General features: G+C 69.5%; 10 protein-coding genes and 2 pseudogenes. 6 read left to right on the top strand and 6 right to left on the bottom strand.

The genetic code is table 11. From position 1 onward, the window contains the following. The first annotated feature begins 45 nt into the window (after positions 1-45). On the top strand, positions 46-1,083 hold the full coding sequence (locus ACH4TV_RS34660; RefSeq protein ID WP_398405220.1) for a sulfotransferase: 1,038 nt from the start codon (positions 46-48) through the stop codon (positions 1,081-1,083). 92 nt (positions 1,084-1,175) lie between these two features. Here the strand turns inward: ACH4TV_RS34660 and ACH4TV_RS34655 are convergent, their stop codons facing one another. Further along, positions 1,176-2,633 carry a DUF1996 domain-containing protein gene (locus ACH4TV_RS34655; protein ID WP_398405219.1) on the bottom strand — a complete coding sequence of 486 codons (1,458 nt, stop codon included), beginning with the start codon at positions 2,631-2,633 and terminating at the stop codon, positions 1,176-1,178. 196 nt (positions 2,634-2,829) lie between these two features. Then, complete coding sequence (locus tag ACH4TV_RS34650) at positions 2,830-3,408, bottom strand: TetR/AcrR family transcriptional regulator (protein WP_398405218.1); 579 nt, start codon at positions 3,406-3,408, stop codon at positions 2,830-2,832. Between the two features lie 109 nt (positions 3,409-3,517). On the opposite strand from ACH4TV_RS34650, the gene ACH4TV_RS34645 reads away from it, so the two are divergent. After that, the gene (locus ACH4TV_RS34645; protein ID WP_398405217.1) at positions 3,518-5,728 is read left to right on the top strand and encodes an MMPL family transporter; all 2,211 of its coding nucleotides are present in this window, start codon (positions 3,518-3,520) and stop codon (positions 5,726-5,728) included. Positions 5,729-5,855: 127 nt separating this feature from the next. Here the strand turns inward: ACH4TV_RS34645 and ACH4TV_RS34640 are convergent, their stop codons facing one another. After that, complete coding sequence (locus ACH4TV_RS34640) at positions 5,856-7,520, bottom strand: ABC-F family ATP-binding cassette domain-containing protein (protein WP_398405216.1); 1,665 nt, start codon at positions 7,518-7,520, stop codon at positions 5,856-5,858. 758 nt (positions 7,521-8,278) lie between these two features. Here ACH4TV_RS34640 and ACH4TV_RS34635 point away from each other — a divergent pair. After that, positions 8,279-9,151 carry an alpha/beta fold hydrolase gene (locus ACH4TV_RS34635; RefSeq protein WP_398405215.1) on the top strand — a complete coding sequence of 291 codons (873 nt, stop codon included), beginning with the start codon at positions 8,279-8,281 and terminating at the stop codon, positions 9,149-9,151. 206 nt (positions 9,152-9,357) lie between these two features. Here ACH4TV_RS34635 and ACH4TV_RS34630 read toward each other — a convergent pair whose 3' ends face one another. Beyond that, entirely contained in the window at positions 9,358-10,176 is an 819-nt protein-coding gene (locus tag ACH4TV_RS34630) for an acyl carrier protein (RefSeq protein ID WP_398405214.1), read from the bottom strand. Positions 10,177-10,561: 385 nt separating this feature from the next. Further along, positions 10,562-11,206: pseudogene (locus ACH4TV_RS34625) on the bottom strand (MFS transporter); the annotation flags it as partial. A gap of 523 nt (positions 11,207-11,729) precedes the next feature. On the opposite strand from ACH4TV_RS34625, the gene ACH4TV_RS34620 reads away from it, so the two are divergent. Both ACH4TV_RS34620 and ACH4TV_RS34615 read left to right on the top strand, forming a co-directional pair. Continuing rightward, positions 11,730-13,283, top strand: a complete 1,554-nt coding sequence (locus ACH4TV_RS34620; protein ID WP_398405213.1) for a hypothetical protein — start codon at positions 11,730-11,732, stop codon at positions 13,281-13,283. A 594-nt stretch (positions 13,284-13,877) separates the two neighbouring features. Further along, the gene (locus ACH4TV_RS34615; RefSeq protein WP_398405212.1) at positions 13,878-15,017 is read left to right on the top strand and encodes a hypothetical protein; all 1,140 of its coding nucleotides are present in this window, start codon (positions 13,878-13,880) and stop codon (positions 15,015-15,017) included. 414 nt (positions 15,018-15,431) lie between these two features. Here ACH4TV_RS34615 and ACH4TV_RS34610 read toward each other — a convergent pair. Beyond that, positions 15,432-16,363 (bottom strand): annotated as a pseudogene (locus ACH4TV_RS34610) (ADP-ribosylglycohydrolase family protein). A gap of 631 nt (positions 16,364-16,994) precedes the next feature. On the opposite strand from ACH4TV_RS34610, the gene ACH4TV_RS34605 reads away from it, so the two are divergent. Then, complete coding sequence (locus ACH4TV_RS34605) at positions 16,995-17,435, top strand: VOC family protein (protein WP_398405211.1); 441 nt, start codon at positions 16,995-16,997, stop codon at positions 17,433-17,435. The last annotated feature ends 396 nt before the right edge of the window (positions 17,436-17,831 follow it).

Here is a 17,831-nt window from a genome sequence, read left to right as displayed (position 1 = left end):
CTCGTGGACGTACGACGCACCGGTCGCACCACTCGAAAGGGGATCATGCGTTCTCTGACCTTCGTCTTCGGTACGGGGCGCAGCGGCTCGACGGCGCTGTCACGCATCCTCAACGCCCACCCGGACGTGCTGAGCCTGAACGAGTACATGGCCTCGGTGGGCGACGCGTCCTTCCCCGAGGGGAAGGTGGACGGCGAGGAGTTCTGGCAGGCGCTCTTCGGGCCCGCGCCGCATTTCGAGCGGATGATCCGCAGCGGGCTGCCGCTGCCGGAGTTCCTCCACACCCGCCGCCCCGGCAGGTACTCGGCGCGGACCGCGGACATTCCCGCGCTTTCCCTGATGGTGCTGCCCCACCTCACCGACGATCCGGACGGACTCCTCGACGAGCTCGGCGCCGCGGTGGTCCGGTGGCCCGGGCGCCCCGCCGCCGAGCATCACCGCGCCCTGTTCGACCTGCTCTGCACCCGGTTCGGACGCACCGCCGTCGTGGAGCGCTCCGGCTACTCGACGGGCTGGGCCCCGAAGTTGCGGGAGGCATTCCCGGAGGCCAGGTTCGTGCACATGTTCCGCGACGGCCCGGACTGTGCCCTGTCCATGAGCCGCCATCCCGGATACCGCACGATCTTGCTGCTCCGCGAGATCAGGACCCGCTCCGGTGTCGACAGCTTCGCCGACCTGACCCCCGAGCACATCCGCGCGCTGCCCCCGGACCTGGCGCCCCTGCTCGACGAACGCTTCGACCCCGCCCTCGTACGCGACCGGCACATCCCGCTGCGGACCTTCGGTGCCCTGTGGTCCGAACTCGTCACCGAGGGAACGGAGTTCCTCGCCCGGCTCCCCGCCGATCGACGTACCACCCTCGGCTACGAGAACCTCCTGGACCACCCTGGCGAAGAGCTGACCCGCCTGGCGCAGTTCATCGGCGTGGACCCCGTGCCACGTTGGCTGCGCACCGCGTCCGCGCTGCTCGACCACGGCCGACGAGGCTCCGCCCGGAGCCTGCCCGCCGCCGAACTCGCGGAACTGCGGGACAGCTGCACGCCGGGCACCCACGTCCTGGCCGGGGCGACCGGTCTGAACTGACGTACCGCCGCGTTCCGTTCATGGCGGTGGGCGCCGTCAGCACGACGACGCCCACCGCTCGGTACCCGGTACCGGGTACCGGATATTCGGACCTAGCTGCACTTACGTCCGGTGTTGATGCACTGGACCGCCTTGTTCATCACCTTCGGGTCGAAGACGTTGATGAAGTCACCGTGGTCGGTGATCGGCTTGTGCGCCTGCTCGGGGAAGCCGTCCAACGCGTAGAACGGACTGGTCTTGCCGTTGTCCTTCACACTGGGCGCCTTCACGGCGTACACCAGTCGCTGCACCAACTGCGGGATGGCCTTGAAGCCGGTCGCGCAGTTGCCGTTGGCGTCAGCGAAGGCCACGTGCGTACGGTGGTTGGCGCTGTCGATGTTCGTGCCGTCCCAGCAGCTCTGGAACTTGAAGGTGCGCACCACGTTGCTGCCGCGGGGGCAGAGCGGGTACTTGTCCTTCAGCTGCACCTTGTTCTCGAAGCCGGTGCAGCTCCAGGAGGCGTTGGCGTTGGCGGTGCCGTTGACGAACGCCTTGGCGTCACCGGTGATGATGCGCAGGAACTTCGGCATCGCGACCACCTTGCCGCGGGGGCTGCCCACGAAGTCCAGGGTGGCCTGCTTGGCCGTGAGGATCCGGCCGGTGTTGCCTTCGGCGCCGCCGCCCAGCTTGTCGTTGTCGAACTCCTTGGTGCCGTCCTGCAGGCGCACCACCGGCCAGTAGTAGGACGACTTGTCGCCCTTGTTCTGGCAGCTGGTGCCGGCCTTGGCGAAGTCCTGGTCGCTGGAGAAGGCGTCGTTGTCCTGGTTGCCGACGTAGTCGTGCACGTGGTGGGCGCCGTTGGTGACACCGGGCGCGACGATGACGTTGTCGCTGTTGTACAGCTTGTTGGCGTTCACCCCGCACTTGGTGACGAAGGAACCCTTCGAAGCCTGCGCAGACCTGGCCGGCGCACGCACGTTGGACTTCACCTTGGTGATGTCCACGAAGTCGGCGGCGACGGGGCCGTTGCCGGTCGCGCCGGCATTGGTGTTGTTGCCACCCGGACTGGCGGTGGGCTGACCGGCGGTGGGCTGGCCGCCGGTGGCGCGCAGCGTGCAGGCCGCCAGAGCGTCAAGGCCCTGCGGCTTGGCCGTCACACGGCCGATGGCGATGGCGATCCGGTCGATCGTCGCCTTCCGCTTGTCCTTCAGCGGCCCAATGATCGCGTTCTGGGCGAAGTTGGGGTCCTGCGCGATCGCCCTCTGGGAGGTGGAAAGGCGCTGGTATGCCTCGGAGATCTGCTTGTCGAGGAGTGCCAGTTCCTTGTCGACCTGGGCCTTCGCCTGAGCGGGCACCGATGTCAACTGCTGGCCGACGTCGGGGCAGTCGATGGTGGAAACCGTTCCGCCCGCGAGCACCTGGTTCTGGGCAGAGCCCTTCGCCGCGCTGGTTTCGTCGGCCGAGGCGTAGATGTTGACCGCCACCAGTCCACCGGCTCCGACGGCCAATGCGGCCGCAGCGCCTACCGCCCGACGGGCAGTCTTCGATCTTTTTCGCGTGTTGCGTCTCATCAGGCCTCTCAAGGACATCTCCGGAGCCGGCAGGACTCCCGGCATGGGCGAAGCGCCGTCCTCAGATACGCATGTGGGCGCGGAATGCTCAGCGGATTCTCAGTTTCATAGGTTCCTCCAACCGCATAACGGTGCATCAACTCCCAACCCGGGCTTGGTTACCTTCCGGTAATCATTGGGGCCGGTTCCAGTGGGTCTACCCGCTCCGCGGGGTGTCGATGGCGTCGGCCCCGGCGCGCAGGAACGTCATCGCCGTGTCGATGTCGGCTTCCTGGGTGTGGTGGCAGAGCTCGCCGATGACCGCCGCCGCTGCCGCGGCCACCATCCGGGGGCCGAAGTCGTCCGGGGCGACACCCCGCTCCTCGGCGAAGATGCAGACGCCCTCCTGGATGGCCTCCGCCAGTCGGGCGTTGGTGACCGCCCTGAGTTGCGGATTGACGTCGAGCATCCGGTCCTCGAGGTCGTCCAGGTCGCCGCGCCCGGCGATCTCACTTCGCAGCCAGTCCTCCAGCGCGTCCAGGGTCGTCTGCCCGTCCGGCCGTCCGCGCAGCGCCGCGCCCAGCCGGTCCGCGAACGCGTCGAAGTGGGATGTCGCCAGCTCCAGCTTCGACGGGAAGTACAGCGTGACCGTACGCGGCGACACCTCCGCGGCCGCCGCGATGTCGGCGATCGTCGTCGCTTCGAAGCCGCGGTCGGCGAACAACTCGTACGCCGACCGGAGGATCGCCTCCCGGCGGCGCGCCTTGGAACGTTCCCGCAGACCCTCGCTCATCATGACCGGCACTTTACCATCGACGGTTAAGTTACAGTCGACTGCAAAAATGCCTTACGGTGTAGCGAGTCGGGGTCGGAAGGCCCGGACTCCGGACGAGAGGGGAACGGACATGGCGTCACGCCTGTACACCTGGGGGCGATGGGCGGTACGCCGTCGCGGCCGGGTCATAGCCGTCTGGCTGCTGCTGCTCGCCGTCGTGGGCGGCCTCGGGATCACCCTGCACGGCAAGGCGACCACCGAGTTCTCGGTGCCGGGGATCGAGTCCCAGCAGGCCCAGGACCTCCTGGGGGCGAAGTTCCCGGAGGCTGCGGGCGGGGTGGCCCGCGTGGTCTTCGCGGCGCCCGAGGGCGTCGGCCTCACCGGGCCGAAGACGTCGGCGGCCCTCGACGCGAGCCTGGCGAAGGCCGCCCAGGTGTCGGGAGTCGTGGACGTCTCCGACCCGCTGAGGGCGAAGACGGTCTCGGCGGACCTGCGGATCGGCTACGCCGACGTCCACTTCCGCCAGCAGGCCGCCGACGTGCCGGAAGCGGCCAAGGACGCGCTGTCCCACGCGATGGCCCCGGCCCGGGACGCCGGCCTCGACGTCGAGTTCGGCGGCTCGGCGATGGAGCCCAAGACCGAGGTCGGCGGCCCGGCAGAACTGGTCGGCGTGGTGATCGCGTTCGCCGTCCTGGCCCTGGCTCTCGGCTCCCTCGTGGCCGCCGGACTGCCGATGCTGACCGCCCTCGTGGGGGTGGCGATCGGCGTCCTCGGCGTGCAGTTCGTGTCCCGCTTCCTCGAGATGACCAGCACCGCCACGGTCCTCGCCCTGATGATCGGGCTGGCCGTGGGCATCGACTACGCCCTCTTCCTCATCTCCCGCCACCGCGAACAACTCGCCGACCTGGAGGCCGACGTCGAGGAATCGATCGCACGCGCCGTGGCCACCGCCGGCGGCGCGGTCGTCTTCGCCGGGGCGACCGTGATCATCGCGCTGGCGGCGCTCGCGGTCACCGGCATCCCGTTCCTGACGGTGATGGGGCTGGCCGCCGCGGTCACCGTGCTGCTGGCGGTCCTGATCGCCCTCACCCTCGTACCCGCCGTCCTCGCCCTGTTCGGAGAGCGGCTACGGCCGCGCAGCCGTCGTACGGCCGAACGCACCCCCGGTGCCTGGGGCCTGGCCTGGGCCCGCGCGGTCACCCGCAAGCCGCTGCTCGTGCTCCTCGCCGGTGTGATCGGACTGCTCGCGCTCGCCGTACCCGCCAAGGATCTGCGCCTCGGCCTGCCCAGCAACGCCTCGCAGCCCGTCGACAGCACCCAGCACAAGAGTTACGACCTGCTGACGGAGGGCTTCGGGCCCGGATTCAACGCCACCCTGACGGCCGTGGTCGACCTGAGCGGCATCCCCGCCGCCGACCGCACACCGACCGTGACGGACCTGCGGACGACCTTGGCGAACGACCGGGGTGTGGCCGTCGTCGCCCCGCCGGTCACCAACGCCGACTCGACCCTCGCCCTCATCGCCGTCGTCCCGAAGACCGGGCCCGACGCCCGGGCCACCACCGACCTCGTGCACCGGCTGCGGGACAACGCGCCCACCGTCGACAGGGCGGGCGGCACCCTCTACATCGCGGGGACGACCGCCGCCGCGATCGACGTCTCCGGCAAACTGTCCGACGCGCTCCCGCTGTTCATCGCCATCATCGTGATCCTGGCCCTGATCCTGCTGACCATCGCCTTCCGGTCACTGCTCGTTCCCGTCAAGGCCGCGCTCGGCTTCCTGCTGTCGGTCGCCGCGTCCCTGGGCGCCACCGTGTGGGTCTTCCAGGACGGCCACCTCAACGGCATCCTCGGCATCCCCTCGGCCGGCCCGGTCACCAGCTTCCTTCCGGTCCTCCTCATCGGAGTGCTGTTCGGACTCGCCATGGACTACGAGGTCTTCCTCGTCAGCCGCATGCGCGAGCACTACGAGCACTCCGGCGACGCCGCCGAGGCCGTCATCCAGGGCGTGGCGCGCAGCGGACGGGTCGTCAGCGCCGCCGCACTGATCATGGTCGCGGTCTTCGGCGGCTTCGTCTTCAACCACGACCCGATCATCAAGTCCATCGGCTTCGCCCTGGCCTTCGGTGTCCTCGTCGACGCCTTCGTCGTCCGCATGACCCTCGTACCGGCGGCCATGGCGCTGCTCGGCCGCCGCGCCTGGGGCCTCCCCGGCTGGCTCGACCGGATCACGCCGGACGTCGACATCGAGGGGGCGAAACTTCCGGGGCGGGAGCCGTCCGCAGAGGGTGGGGGAGCCGGGGCTGGGGGAGAGGGGAAGCGCCACGAGGTCGCCGTTTAGTGCGAGCCTTACGAGTCCTGCTGCGGCGGCTGCGGCGCTCAGGTCCGCAGCGCCGCGTCCACCGTGTCGTGGCCGAACGTCAGATGCCGGGCCCGTCATGGCGGAGGCGCCCTGACGGGCCACGCGGTCAGCACCTGCGGCCGGCACGCAGCTCCAACTGCTCCCCCTCGAAGCCCTCCTGGAAGCCGCGGTCGTGCGACACCATGACCACCGCCCCCGGGTACGCCGCGAGCGCCGCCCGAAGGTCCTCGACCAGGTCGAGCGCGATGTGGTTGGTCGGCTCGTCGAGGACGAGGAGGTCCACGGGACGGGTCACCAGGCGGGCGATCTGCAGCCGCCGCTGCTGTCCCGCGGACAGGGCGGCGACCGGGACATGCAGGTCCTCCTCGCGGAACAGGCCCAGTGCCAGGAGCTGTTCGGCGTACTCGTCCGGCAGCCCGGGGCGCCCGGCCGCGAACGCGGTGAGCAGCGGAAGCCGGGTGGAGTGCGCGGGCAGTTCCTGTGCGAGGTAGCCGATCCGGCCGGGGCGGCGGGCCGTGCCCGCGTCCGGCTCCAGGTCGCCGGCCAGGACGCGCAGCAGCGTCGTCTTGCCCGCGCCGTTCTCGCCGGTGACCAGCAGTCGCTGTCCGGGCGCGATCACCAGGAGCCCGTCCAGACGCAGCCGCTCGCCGACCCGTACGCCGTCGAACTCGGCGAGGGGGCCCGGGGCGGGGCCGCCCGCCGCCGACAGCGCCGCCGTGAAGCGGAGCGGCGCCGGCGGCTTCGCCACCGGGTTGCGCTGCAGTTGGGCCAGGCGCTCCCGGACCGAGCGCACCTGCCCGCCGAGCTTCGCCTCGTGCGAGCGGCGGTGCTTGCCGAAACCCTGCTTCGGATCGCGGCCGGTGAGGGCGAGGCGCCTCCCCGCGGCCTCCAGCAGCCCCTGCGCGCGAGCCACCTCCTCGACCCAGTCCGCGTACCGCTGCTCCGCGCCGCGCCGGGCGGCGGCCTTCGCGGCGCGGTAGCCGGCCCAGCCGTCGCCGTACCGGAGCACCGTGCGCGCATCCCGGTCGACCTCGAGGATCGTGGTGGCGACGCGCTCCACGAACCCGCGGTCGTGGGTGACCGCGACGACGGTGCCGCGGTGTGCGCGCAGGTGCTCCTCCAGCCAGCGCACGGCCGCCGCGTCGAGGTGGTTCGTCGGTTCGTCGAGGAGCAGCAGCTCGGGGGCAACGGCCAGGACACAGGCGAGCGCGAGCCGCGACTGCTCGCCGCCGGAGAGCGAGCCGAGCAGGCGGTCGCGGGTGATCCGGGCGAGCCCGAGCCCGTGCAGGGCGGCATCCACGCGGGCGTCCGCCTGGTATCCGCCGCGTTCCTCGAATGCGATCAGCAGATCCCCGTACGCGGCGAGATCCTCATCCGTCGCCTCGCCGAGGGACTCCTCCGCCAGCCGCAACCGGCGCTCCAAGTCGCGCAGTTCGGTGAGCGCGAGGTCGACGGCGTCCTGCACGGTGCGGTCCGTGTCGAGGTCGGGCGTCTGGGCGAGATGGCCGGTGCCGCCGGGGAAGCTGACGGTGATCTCCCCGGAGTCCGGCATCTCGGCTGCGGCGAGCAGCCGCAGCAGGGTGGACTTGCCGGAGCCGTTCTCACCGATGACGGCTGCCTTCTCGCCCGGCCGGACGGTGAAGGTGACCTGGTCGAGGACGATCCGGGTGCCGTAGGACTTGGTAAGGCCCTTGACGGACAGCTGCGCCACGCCGGCTGAGGCGTCGGCGGGTACTGCGGAATGGGCGGCGGTATGGGCGCGGTCGCGCATAGGACTTCCCTGGGCATGCGAAGGGTCGACGGGCAGCAGAAACGGCGGCATCGGCCGTGCCCGGACTCAGACGAAGAAGAGGAAAGCCATACCCCTACCCTAACAAGACGAACCGTCTCGCCTCAATGTCATTGTGCTTCTTTGCCCAGCCCGGTTCGGCCGGATTCGCTGGACCAACAGGGTGTCGAGGGCTCAGGGACAGAGGTCGCCGCCTGCGAACGGCTCGGACGCCATGGGCAGAATGTCCAGATCCCTGCTTCTGGCGGGTGAAGTCGGTTTGCTGGACGACTGACGTCCAGCAGCCTTCGGAACGAAGGCCGCCCTTGTCGCTCCGCTCCTCGGTATCAGCGATCGGACGATCCACGTCCGGCGTCGCCGGCACCTCGTCGAGACGGGGCAGCTGCCCGTCACGAGCAGCAGTGACCGGTCCGAACTCGCCGCGGCCCGCGAGCGTATCGTCGAGCTGGAAGCCGAGTCGGCCATCCGCCGACGGGCTGCCGAACTGCTGGGTGAGATGACGTCCCCAGCTGTGCCCGATCCCTCCCTTCGCCTCCCTGGATCCCGAACCCCGGGTTGATTCCCGCTGGCGAGAGTGAGGCTTGGAACCGCGTCCGGGCTGACCTACGGTGAATGAAGTACGCGCCGGACCTCAACCCGGTCGGATGCATCTGGCGTCTGCTGTGGCACGGCCGGCTGTCCGACGTTGTCTTCCCCGCCCCCGAGCACATCATCCGGACGATCCCGAGAGGGAGGATCCCATGTCGTTTGGACTCGGACCCGTTTCGCACCGCACCGTGGACGTCGATGGCATCGAGATCTTCTACCGCGAGGCGGGAGAACCCAACGCTCCGGTGCTGCTGCTTCCGCACGGCTATCCCGGGTCGTCCTTCGTCTACCGGCACCTGCTGATCGCCCTCGCGGACCGGTGGCGCCTGATCGCCCCCGACCTGCCCGGGTTCGGCTACAGCGGGACACCCTCAGCGGACGATTTCAACTACACCTTCGACGCCTACGTAGACTTCCTGTTCGATTTCACCCAGGCGATGAGCCTGGACCGGTACGTCATCTGGCTGCACGACTACGGGTCACAGTTCGGGCTCCGGCTCGCGATGCGCGAACCCGCACGGGTGGCCGGCCTGATCATCCAGAACGGCGACATCTACGAGGACGAGTTCGGACCGAAGTACGACGGCCTGCGGAGGTTCTGGACCCACCCCGGCCCGGAATCGCGGCGAGGCATCGCCCAGCACGTGAGTCTCGACGGATTCCGCGACGAGTTCACCGGCGAGCTCCCGGCGGAGGTGGCCGACCGTGTTCCTCCGGACCTGTGGACCCTTCACTGGTCCCTGATGTCCGACCCCGCCCGGGTGGCCAACCTCGTCCGGCTCCTGGAGGACCAGCCCACCACGCTGGCCTGGTTCCCCCGAGAACAGGCATACCTGCGCGAACACCAGCCCCCGACCCTGATCGTGTGGGGCACGCACGACGGCTACATGCCCGAAGCCGCCGCCCGCGCCTACCACCGCGACCTCCCCAGGGCCGAGTTGCACCTGCTCAACGGGGGACACTGGCTGTTGGAAACACACCTGGCCGAGGTTGTCCCCCTGGTCCGGGACTTCCTGCGCTGCTGATGGCCGCGGCCGCCGTGGCTCACCTGCGCCACGGCGACCCGCCGATGAGGGCCCTGCCCGCCGCCGTACTGGCCCTGGCGGCGGTGGCATACGCCGGCGCGGCGGTTGCCGCCGGCTGACGGCCCGGGAAAGCGCCAGGGTCACGTCCGCCGGCGATGGGAGTGACCCTGGTGCCGGGGCGCCCACGAGCCACCTTCTGCCGAGGGCTACGTGCGGGGGAGCGAGGTGTTGGTGATCGGGAGCGGCTGGTGCGCGCCCGTCACATAGAGGTCCCTGGGAGCCGTGCGCAGCGCGAATGTGTCGTCGTAGTCCCGGACGCGCACGGACATCACGAAGAAACCGTCCTCCTCGGCGGTCACCCGCACGCGGTACTGGGTCTCCCAGTAGGTCTGCAGGAAGACCTCGGTGCCCTGCGGCTCGACCCCCTTGGGGAGGGTGACCTTGCCCTGGACGGTGAGGATGTCGCCCGCCTTCACCTTCGTCTTGTTGACCTTGTAACTGACGGAGCTGGACCTCGCGGTGGTGGCCACGGAGGTGTCCGCGTAGTAGCCGTCCTGCGGGGTGTTGGGGTCGCCGTCCTCGTCGAAGGAAGCCGAGATCTGCACCTCGCGCTGGACGTTGAGCAGGCTGCTGCCGCTCGCGTTGATGGCGACGTCGGGGATGGTGAACGTCCCGGTGGCGTCGGTGACCGGCTTGCCCAGGTCGCTCGTGTCGTAGTAGTTGGGGTCGATCGGGTCGCCCCACGGATTCCAGGTGGTGAAGCGGAGGACTTGCCGGACGGTGACGGGGATGTTGGGCGCCGGGGTGCCGTCGGCCTTGGTGACGGTGCCGCTGACGTCGACGTAACGGCTCTCGTGGCTGGTGCTGGTCGGGTTGGTGCTCACGGTGAGTACGTAGGCGTCGCCGCGGGAGGCATCCGAGGGCTTCGCGGGCTGCGCCGAGGCGGCGGGTGCGGACAGGGTGCCTGCGGCGAGCAGGAGCGCGGCGGTGGCGGCAAGCCGCGTCGCCAGGGACTTTCTGGGCACAGGTCAACTCCAAGTTCGGTCGGGACTGGAGGAGTTGCGCCGGGCGGCACCGGTTCCGCCGCGGCGCAGGTGTGCGACACACCAGGTTCGACCGGCGGGACGGGGTGGGAGTTGTACCTGTGCGGCCACTGTTACACGGCTGTGGCATGAGGCGGTGTCGCCGACGTGGGTCGCCTCCCGCTCCCGGCCTGGCCACCGGGAGTGGTGGTTTCCGCCGGAGACCGGGAACCGGCAACGCCCGGCGCGTCGGGGAGCGGGAGCCGGCCGGCCACCGGGGGAGTGGCGGGTGAGGGACGCGCAGGACCTGGTGCGGTGTCAGAAGATCTCCGGGCGGCCAGGTGGCCGGGCAGGTCGAGCGGACTGGGAGCGTGGAGGGCAGGTTGCCTCAGCGCGCTGTGGTGCCGTGGGCCGTCGTGGCGCGCGTGGCCCGGATCAGCCACAGGGTGGCGGCCAGGCACAGTGCGGAGACCCCGCACAGCAGCAGCGGCAACGCGCGGAGCCCGGACCACTCGATGGCCTTGCCCAGCGTCGGACCCGCCACGACACCGCCGACCATCGACGCGGCGATGACCAGGGCACCGGCCCGGCGGGCCTGCGGAGCGGCCTTGTTGAGCCACGGCAGTCCGGTGGGGAAGATCGGCGCGATGAACAGACCGACACCGGTGTACGCGTACGGTGCGAGGCCCGGCACGGTGGCCGGCAGCAGCGACACCGTCATGCCCGCGCAGGACACGGTGATGATCGCCTGGGCGGAGAAGCGCAGCGCGATCGGGGCGACCAGAAAGCGGTCCACGGTCATCATCAGCCAGTACACGGAGGTGGCGGTCGCGGCGAACCCCGCGCCGTAGCCGACGGTCTCCAGATGGGTGGGCTCCCAGCCGCCGACGCCGGCCTCGATCCCGACGTGCAGCACGTAGAGCGCGACAAAGGCAGTGAGAACCGAGCCCGGACTGCGGCCGAGGACCGACCCGCCGCCCGCCTCCGCCTCAGCCGCGTCCCCCGACTGGGGCGTCCGGTCGCGGACACCTCTCCACTCCGCCGCGGTCGGCCCTGCCCATGCGTGGCGACGCCATGCCGTGCACCGACACCGACTCCCACTCGCCCGGCCGGCCGGACAGGCAACACTCCTCAATGCCGGACGGCCCGCCCAGGAGGGGGCGCCGAGGACACCGGCGGGGTCGCGTCCTCGGCGCCCGTGGTGAGCGGCAGGCGTGCGCCGACGCGGAACGCCTCGTGTGGCGTGCTGTGGTCGAGGGATGTCAGACCGTCCGGTCCCGCCCCCGCACACCGCCGCCGAGCAGGGCCCCTACCGTCGCGGTGCCGTGCAACCGGAACCCTCGACGGCGTCGGGGGTCCCGCATCATCGTCAGAACCAGTTCACCCGTATGGCCTAGTTGAGGTGTGTCGTACGCGTGGTCTTGATCCAGGGTGAGAGGTAGGCCTGTTTTGTGCCTTCTTCTATCCGGGAATCTCTGCTAATGCACTGGTACCGGTCACGGAAACAGCACCCACCATGTGTTCCGTCTGCCGGGCAGTAGGGCAAGGGAGACGACATGGCTGACGCCAGGCGACGACAGGGCCCACGCGAACCTGTTACGGATTCCACGCTGGGAGTTGAGGTGAGCACGGCGTGGGAGGGAGAGCCCCGGCACCGTCTGGTGACGATCGGGGACTCGCTGACGCATGGCTTTCAAAGCGGGGCGATCTTCAATACGGGGCTCTCGTATCCAGCGATCATCGCCTATGAGCTGGGGTGGGCTGAACGATTCCGGTATCCCTCGTACGACGGGTTCGGCGGCCTGCCGTTCAACATCGAACTGTTGCTGCGCGACCTGGAGGGGCGCTATGGCCGGAAGGTGGACTGGTGGGAGACCGCTCCCGCGCTGTTCCGGGCCCGGGGTCTTCTGAGCAGGATGCAGCACTACTGGGAGCAGGGACCCGGCGCGAACGTCCCGCTCACGACGGCCATCAATCACAACCTCTCGGTGTTCGGCTGGGATCTGCGCGACGTGCTCGCGAGGACAGCGGATGTGTGCAGGGAGCGCATCGACACGCCCAAGGACGAACTCCTGGTCCCCACCGTGCAGAACGCTGACGATCGGGCCGCGCTGCGCGTGCTCCCGACGCAGCCGCCGGATGCCGGATCGATGACCTTGCTGGACGCGGCCGCCAAGCTGGGCGAGGAAGTCGGAGACACGGACCCGCAGCACGGCATCGAAACGCTCATTGTGTTCCTCGGAGCGAACAACGCCCTCAAGACGGTGACCGAACTGAAGGTGGTGTGGAGCGGAACGGGCTACAACAAGCTGTCCGACAAGGGAGCCTTCACTGTCTGGCGGCCCAAGCATTTCGCGGCTGAGCTTCGGCTGGTGGTCGCCGAGGTCCGGCAGATCAAGGCACGTCATGTCCTCTGGTGCACTGTCCCTCATGTGACTGTTGCCCCACTCGCCCGCGGGGTGCAGCACAAACTCGAGCTGGGCTCGCGCTATTTCCCGTACTACACCAGGCCCTGGATCAGCGACCAGGACTTCGACGCCGGTCGGGACCCGTGCATCACCGGCGACCAGGCGCGGGAGATCGACGAGGCCATCGACGCGTACAACGACGCGATCGTCGAGCAGGTCCGGCAGGCAAGGGGCGAGGGCAGGGACTGGTACGTCCTGGACACGGCGGGTCTGCTCGACCGGCTTGCGTCACGCCGGTACGCCGAGGACGCGGTCGCACGTCCGGCCTGGTGGCAGCCGTACCCTTTGGCACCGGAACTCGGAGCGCTCACCCCGCCGCCGGATTCGCATTTCCTGGCCAGTGACGGGACGCGGCGTATCAAAGGCGGGCTGTTCTCTCTCGACGGGGTGCATCCGACGACGGTCGGGTACGGGATCGTCGCGCAAGAGTTGATCAATGTGATGCGGCGGGCGGGGGTCGAATTCCGCCGACCGGACAACCGCACCCCACGCCCCGACCCTGTGCTCGTGGACTTCGGTCGCCTCATCCGGCACGACACACTGATCAACAAGCCGCCGGGGAATCTGGATTCGGCGCTGGGCGTCATCGGATGGGGCGACGAGGCACTGGATCTGTTCCGGCGGGTCTTTTCCGTCTTCTGATCTTCCTTTCAGTCCTGCACCGGCTGAGCGAAGGCAGTCGCCCAACTTCGGGTGTGCGGCGAAGACATGGGAAGCAGCCTGCTTTGGGACGGCGGTCGAGTGAGAGCCTCATCGACGTGGCCGGGTTTCCGGGAGCGATGCCTGCCAGGGGTCGGTCGACGGCTTCCGCGGGAGCCCGGGTATTGACTTGTGTATGAGAGCCGGACCCGTCACGCACCGGTTCGGCCGCGTACCGCCGGCGAATTCCGGGAACGCGATGGCCATCGCACCCCTCCTGACGACTTTGCCGCCCCGGTCGGACGGTGCTGCCCGACAGCGAGTCCCGCAACGAGCCCTGGATCGAGCCACCGAGAGGCGATCGCCCTCCAGCCAGGGTTTCCTGAAGGGGAGTTGACGGTCGGTCATGGGTGATCCAGGCCGAGCGCGCCTTGCTGCGGAGCGGGAATGCGGGAATACGGTCCCCGGCCATTGCCCTTGCTCCGCGCTGCTGTTGGCACAACCATCCGGCGGGCGAACGGTCTCATAAGTGAGCAGACAATACGGGGGCGAATCGCACGACCCACGCTGCACCCCCGTGGACAACGGGGAGCAGCCATGAAGACAGGCCCGTATCTCAAGATCGCGATTATCGCGGCGCTCACGGCAGCTACCGTGACCGTCGCCCCAGCCGCAGTCTCAGCAGCGGACGGTGCGGCTGCCGCCGCGTCGGCCCCGGGCCAGGCCCCGGCCCCGGCCTGGCGTACCTCTCTGGCGGGGACGCTCACGGACAACTCCGCGCTCTTCGACATCGCGTCGGTCGGTCCGGACGCCGCCTGGGCGGTGGGAGGCCAGTACGTCGATGGCGTCGGCGAGGGCGTCATCCTGCGCTGGAACGGAAGATCCTGGCAGCAGCAGCCCACCCCCGCCGTGCCGCAGACCGGCGTGTGGCACGCCGTGGACGGTGTGTCTGCGCACGACGTCTGGGCGTACGGCTGGGGCCAGGACGGCGAGACCCTGGCCCGCTACGACGGCAGGCGGTGGACGCAGACGCCCCTGCCGGAGGAGAAGGGCTACGGCTTCGCGAAGCTCGCCGCCGCCTCCGGCAAAGCCTGGCTGGTGAGCGACACCGCGATCCACTCCTACGCCCACGGCGCCTGGCAGCGCACACCCCTGCCCAAGGGTGTCCGCATCAACGCCATCGAGGCGCGGACCGCCCACGATGCCTGGGCGGTCGGGCAGTTCGCGTACGCCGGCCAGCCGGGCCGATCCGTGCTCCTGCACTGGGACGGCCGTTCGTGGACCGACACCGCTCCGGCCGGCAGCGATCTCACGGTCGCGGCCGTGTACCAGGAGTCCGCCCGCAGCGTCTGGGTCACCGCTCTCACCCCGTACGTCGAGGACGAGCAGCAGCAGACCAAGGTGCTGCACTGGAACGGCCGCAGCTGGCGCGACGTCACCGGGCCGGTCGACGGGCTCTGGGCCACTGCCATCACCGGCGACGGCAAGGGCACCGTCTGGGTCTCGGGCGACCCCTACGGCTACGAGGGCACCGCCCTCTACTGGCGCCTGCGCGACGGCATCTGGACCTCCGTAGGGGGCGACGCCGTCCCCGGCGGTCACACCCAGGCGTACGACATCGAGGCCCTCGCACCCACTGGCCGCACCGGACAGTTCTGGTCCGCCGGCAGCTATGGACTGATCACCGGAGAGTCCACCTCGGCCCAGTACGAGCTGATCCAGCGTTCGACTCGCTGAACCCGCCCCTGACGAAGGAGCGACGGGAGTCGGCGAAGCGGCCTCGGCCGAGTCAAGGGTGACTTCGAATGAGTCTGTTGGCCCTGCGGGAGTCCGCCGTTCCGACGCGGCTTGTGCTCCACGGCGGACATCCTCCCGGGGCGGAGCCCCTGAACCAGGATGTCCGCCAAAGCAGATCAAGTCCGACCGGGAAGCGAACGTACCGGACGGGCCTCGTTCGTTGCCCGGCGTCAGAACCCGGGCGGCGGCTGGGCAAGCCGGTGCTGATGGACCCGGAGGGCGCAGAGGGGCCATCCGGTGATCGGATTCGATGCCGAAGTTGATCGAGTTGTCCTCTTTGCGGAGCCGCTGGTCAGGTGACTGCGGCTGAGGACTGGAATTCGTGAAGGGTGCCATCGCGGAGCAGCATCCGGTTCAGCCTCCGAGGCGGTGTGCAAGGTGGAGCAGATCCGCGAGGCGCAGCACCCGTCCGTCGAATCCTGGGAGGGGGACGTGGAGCGGCCGGGTCCAGTGGGCAGGGATTGCATCCAGCCCGTAGTACGCCCCCGCGAGGCCCCCGGTCACCGCGGCGACGGTGTCCGTGTCTCCGCCGAGGTCGATCGCCGCGCGTATCGCGTCTTCGAAGCTGATGGTCGTACGCAGGGCCCAGACAGCGGAGCCCAGGCAGGACCAGACGGCACCGTTGAACTCGGTCGCCTGATCGGGGTGCCAGTCGGGCGCGAGGACAGTGGCGTAACGGTCCCGGTGGTCGGGGTGGACAAGGGCCAGGATGGCCGGGAGCGCGGTGAGAGGGTCGGTGTCCTCGAACGTGACGCGGATCAGTTCATGGAAGATCGCGGTCCCTTCCCAAGCTGCGCGGTCGCCGTGGGTGAGGGCGGCGATGTGGCGGGCCGCGTCCATGGTGGCTTCCTGGCCGGCGGCTGCGAAGTGGACCGCGGAGGTCGATGCCCGCATCAGAGAGCCGTTTCCCGCTGCTCGCTGGTTGACCTGGAAATGGATCGCGGCGGCAAGGTCCCAGGGCATGCCGTTGGTCAGGACGTCTTCCGTCTGCAGGCCGATGTCCTTGGGCTCTGATATTGCCCACCGCTGAAAGCGGGCGAAGATGTCCGGCAGATCCAGCCCGCCCCGCTCTAGCAGGGACTCCGCGACCAGGACGGCCATCTGGGTGTCGTCAGTTGCCTCGCCGGGGTCCCAGCCACCGCCTCCGCCCATCTCGCCCCCGGCACCAGGCGCGGGGTACCGCGCGGAGAAGGCCCCCCCTGGAGACCGAACTCGAAGGGCCCACCCAGAGCGTCACCCACCGCTGAGCCGACGACCGCGCCGGCGGCTCGCTGAATCCGCTTCATTCGCGCAGGCTATCCGTGCCCGCGCCGACGGCCGCGCGGCCACCGCTCCAGACTTCCTGACGTCGCATGAGACATCAGGCGCCGACGCGTCGGTCACCCCACCGCCGCGATGTCGCCAGGGGTGTAGGTCATCCCGAATACGCAGGTAGCGCCCCGGGTGCGGGTGTGGGTGCTGGCTGCGGCCTACCGCTGTGTCAGCGCGTGCCTCGGCGAAGAGGTTCGGGTGAACGGCGACGTACCGGAGCTTGTTCCCAGAGCCCTGTCCAGCGCTGATCTGCATTCCCGTCCACGGATGCTCGGGCCCGCCGTGGGACAGTGCGGCCCTCAGCTCGCGTCGGCGCGGAGGGGCGCGGAGGGGCTCGGACGGGTGCGGCAAGGGCGAGCGGCACGGGAAACTCCAACCGCCAAGGGTGACCGACACCGTGAATTAAATGGGCAGGCGGAGTGGCCGCTGGCGTCGCGCTCGCTCGTGGTGGTGGTGTCTGGTTCGTGGGTCTGCTGTAGGGGTGCTGAGTGGCGTTCCAGATTTTTCGGAGTTCGGTGGTCTGCGGATGTCGAGAACGTGCCATCGGCTCCGTCCCAGGGACATCGGCGGCCACCACCGGCCGCACTAGGAAGAAGGAGAACCAGCATGGCGATTCAGCGGATGGACAACGTCGGTATCGTCGTCGAGGACCTGGAGGCCGCCATCGCGTTCTTCGTGGAACTCGGTATGGAGCTGGAGGGCAGGGCGGAGGTCGGGGGCCTCGTTGCCGACCAGTGCACCGGACTCGACGGTGTCCGCTGTGACATCGCGATGGTCCGGACCCCGGACGGTCACAGCCGGCTCGAGCTGGCGAAGTACCGCAGCCCTGCGGCGATCAGCGACGGGCCGCGCAACCGGCCGCACAACGTTCTCGGCACGCACCGCGTGATGTTCGCCGTCGACGACATCGAGGACACCGTTGCCCGCCTGCGCCCGCACGGCGCCGAACTCGTGGGTGAGATCGCCCGGTTCGAGGACAGCTATCTGCTCTGCTATGTCCGCGGTCCTGAGGGCATCATCGTCGGACTGGCCGAGCAACTGCACTGAGAAGGAGGAATCGAGCCATGCAGCCGAACGGGATCATCGAGGTTCTGAACCGCGACGAAGAACGCGCTCGAACTCTCGTGCGTCCACGGTCAGCCGGTCGGCGGAGGCCTGCGCACGGCCGACGGTGGTGGGGGTGCGGGGCATCGGCCGGCCTCCTTGCCTTGCCGCTGTCGATGACGGTGAACAGCCGTCATCGGAGTCCAGTTCGCACTGTTTCAACTCGGTGAGCGGGCCGGAGGCAGGGCCGACGGTGTGGTGGTGGCCCAACTCGCGGACATCGCCACCGGCCATCTCCCGATGCTGGCGCGGACCGAGGAGTGGCTTCAGCTCATCACCGACTTTCTCGGCACGTACCACGCCTGAAAACACACCATGGGTGAGGGCTACGCAGCGAAC

The organism is Streptomyces sp. NPDC020898 (assembly GCF_044333925.1).
Classification (GTDB): domain Bacteria; phylum Actinomycetota; class Actinomycetes; order Streptomycetales; family Streptomycetaceae; genus Streptomyces.
Note: the sequence above shows the minus strand (reverse complement) of the source record. Positions and strands in the feature narration are given on the sequence as shown.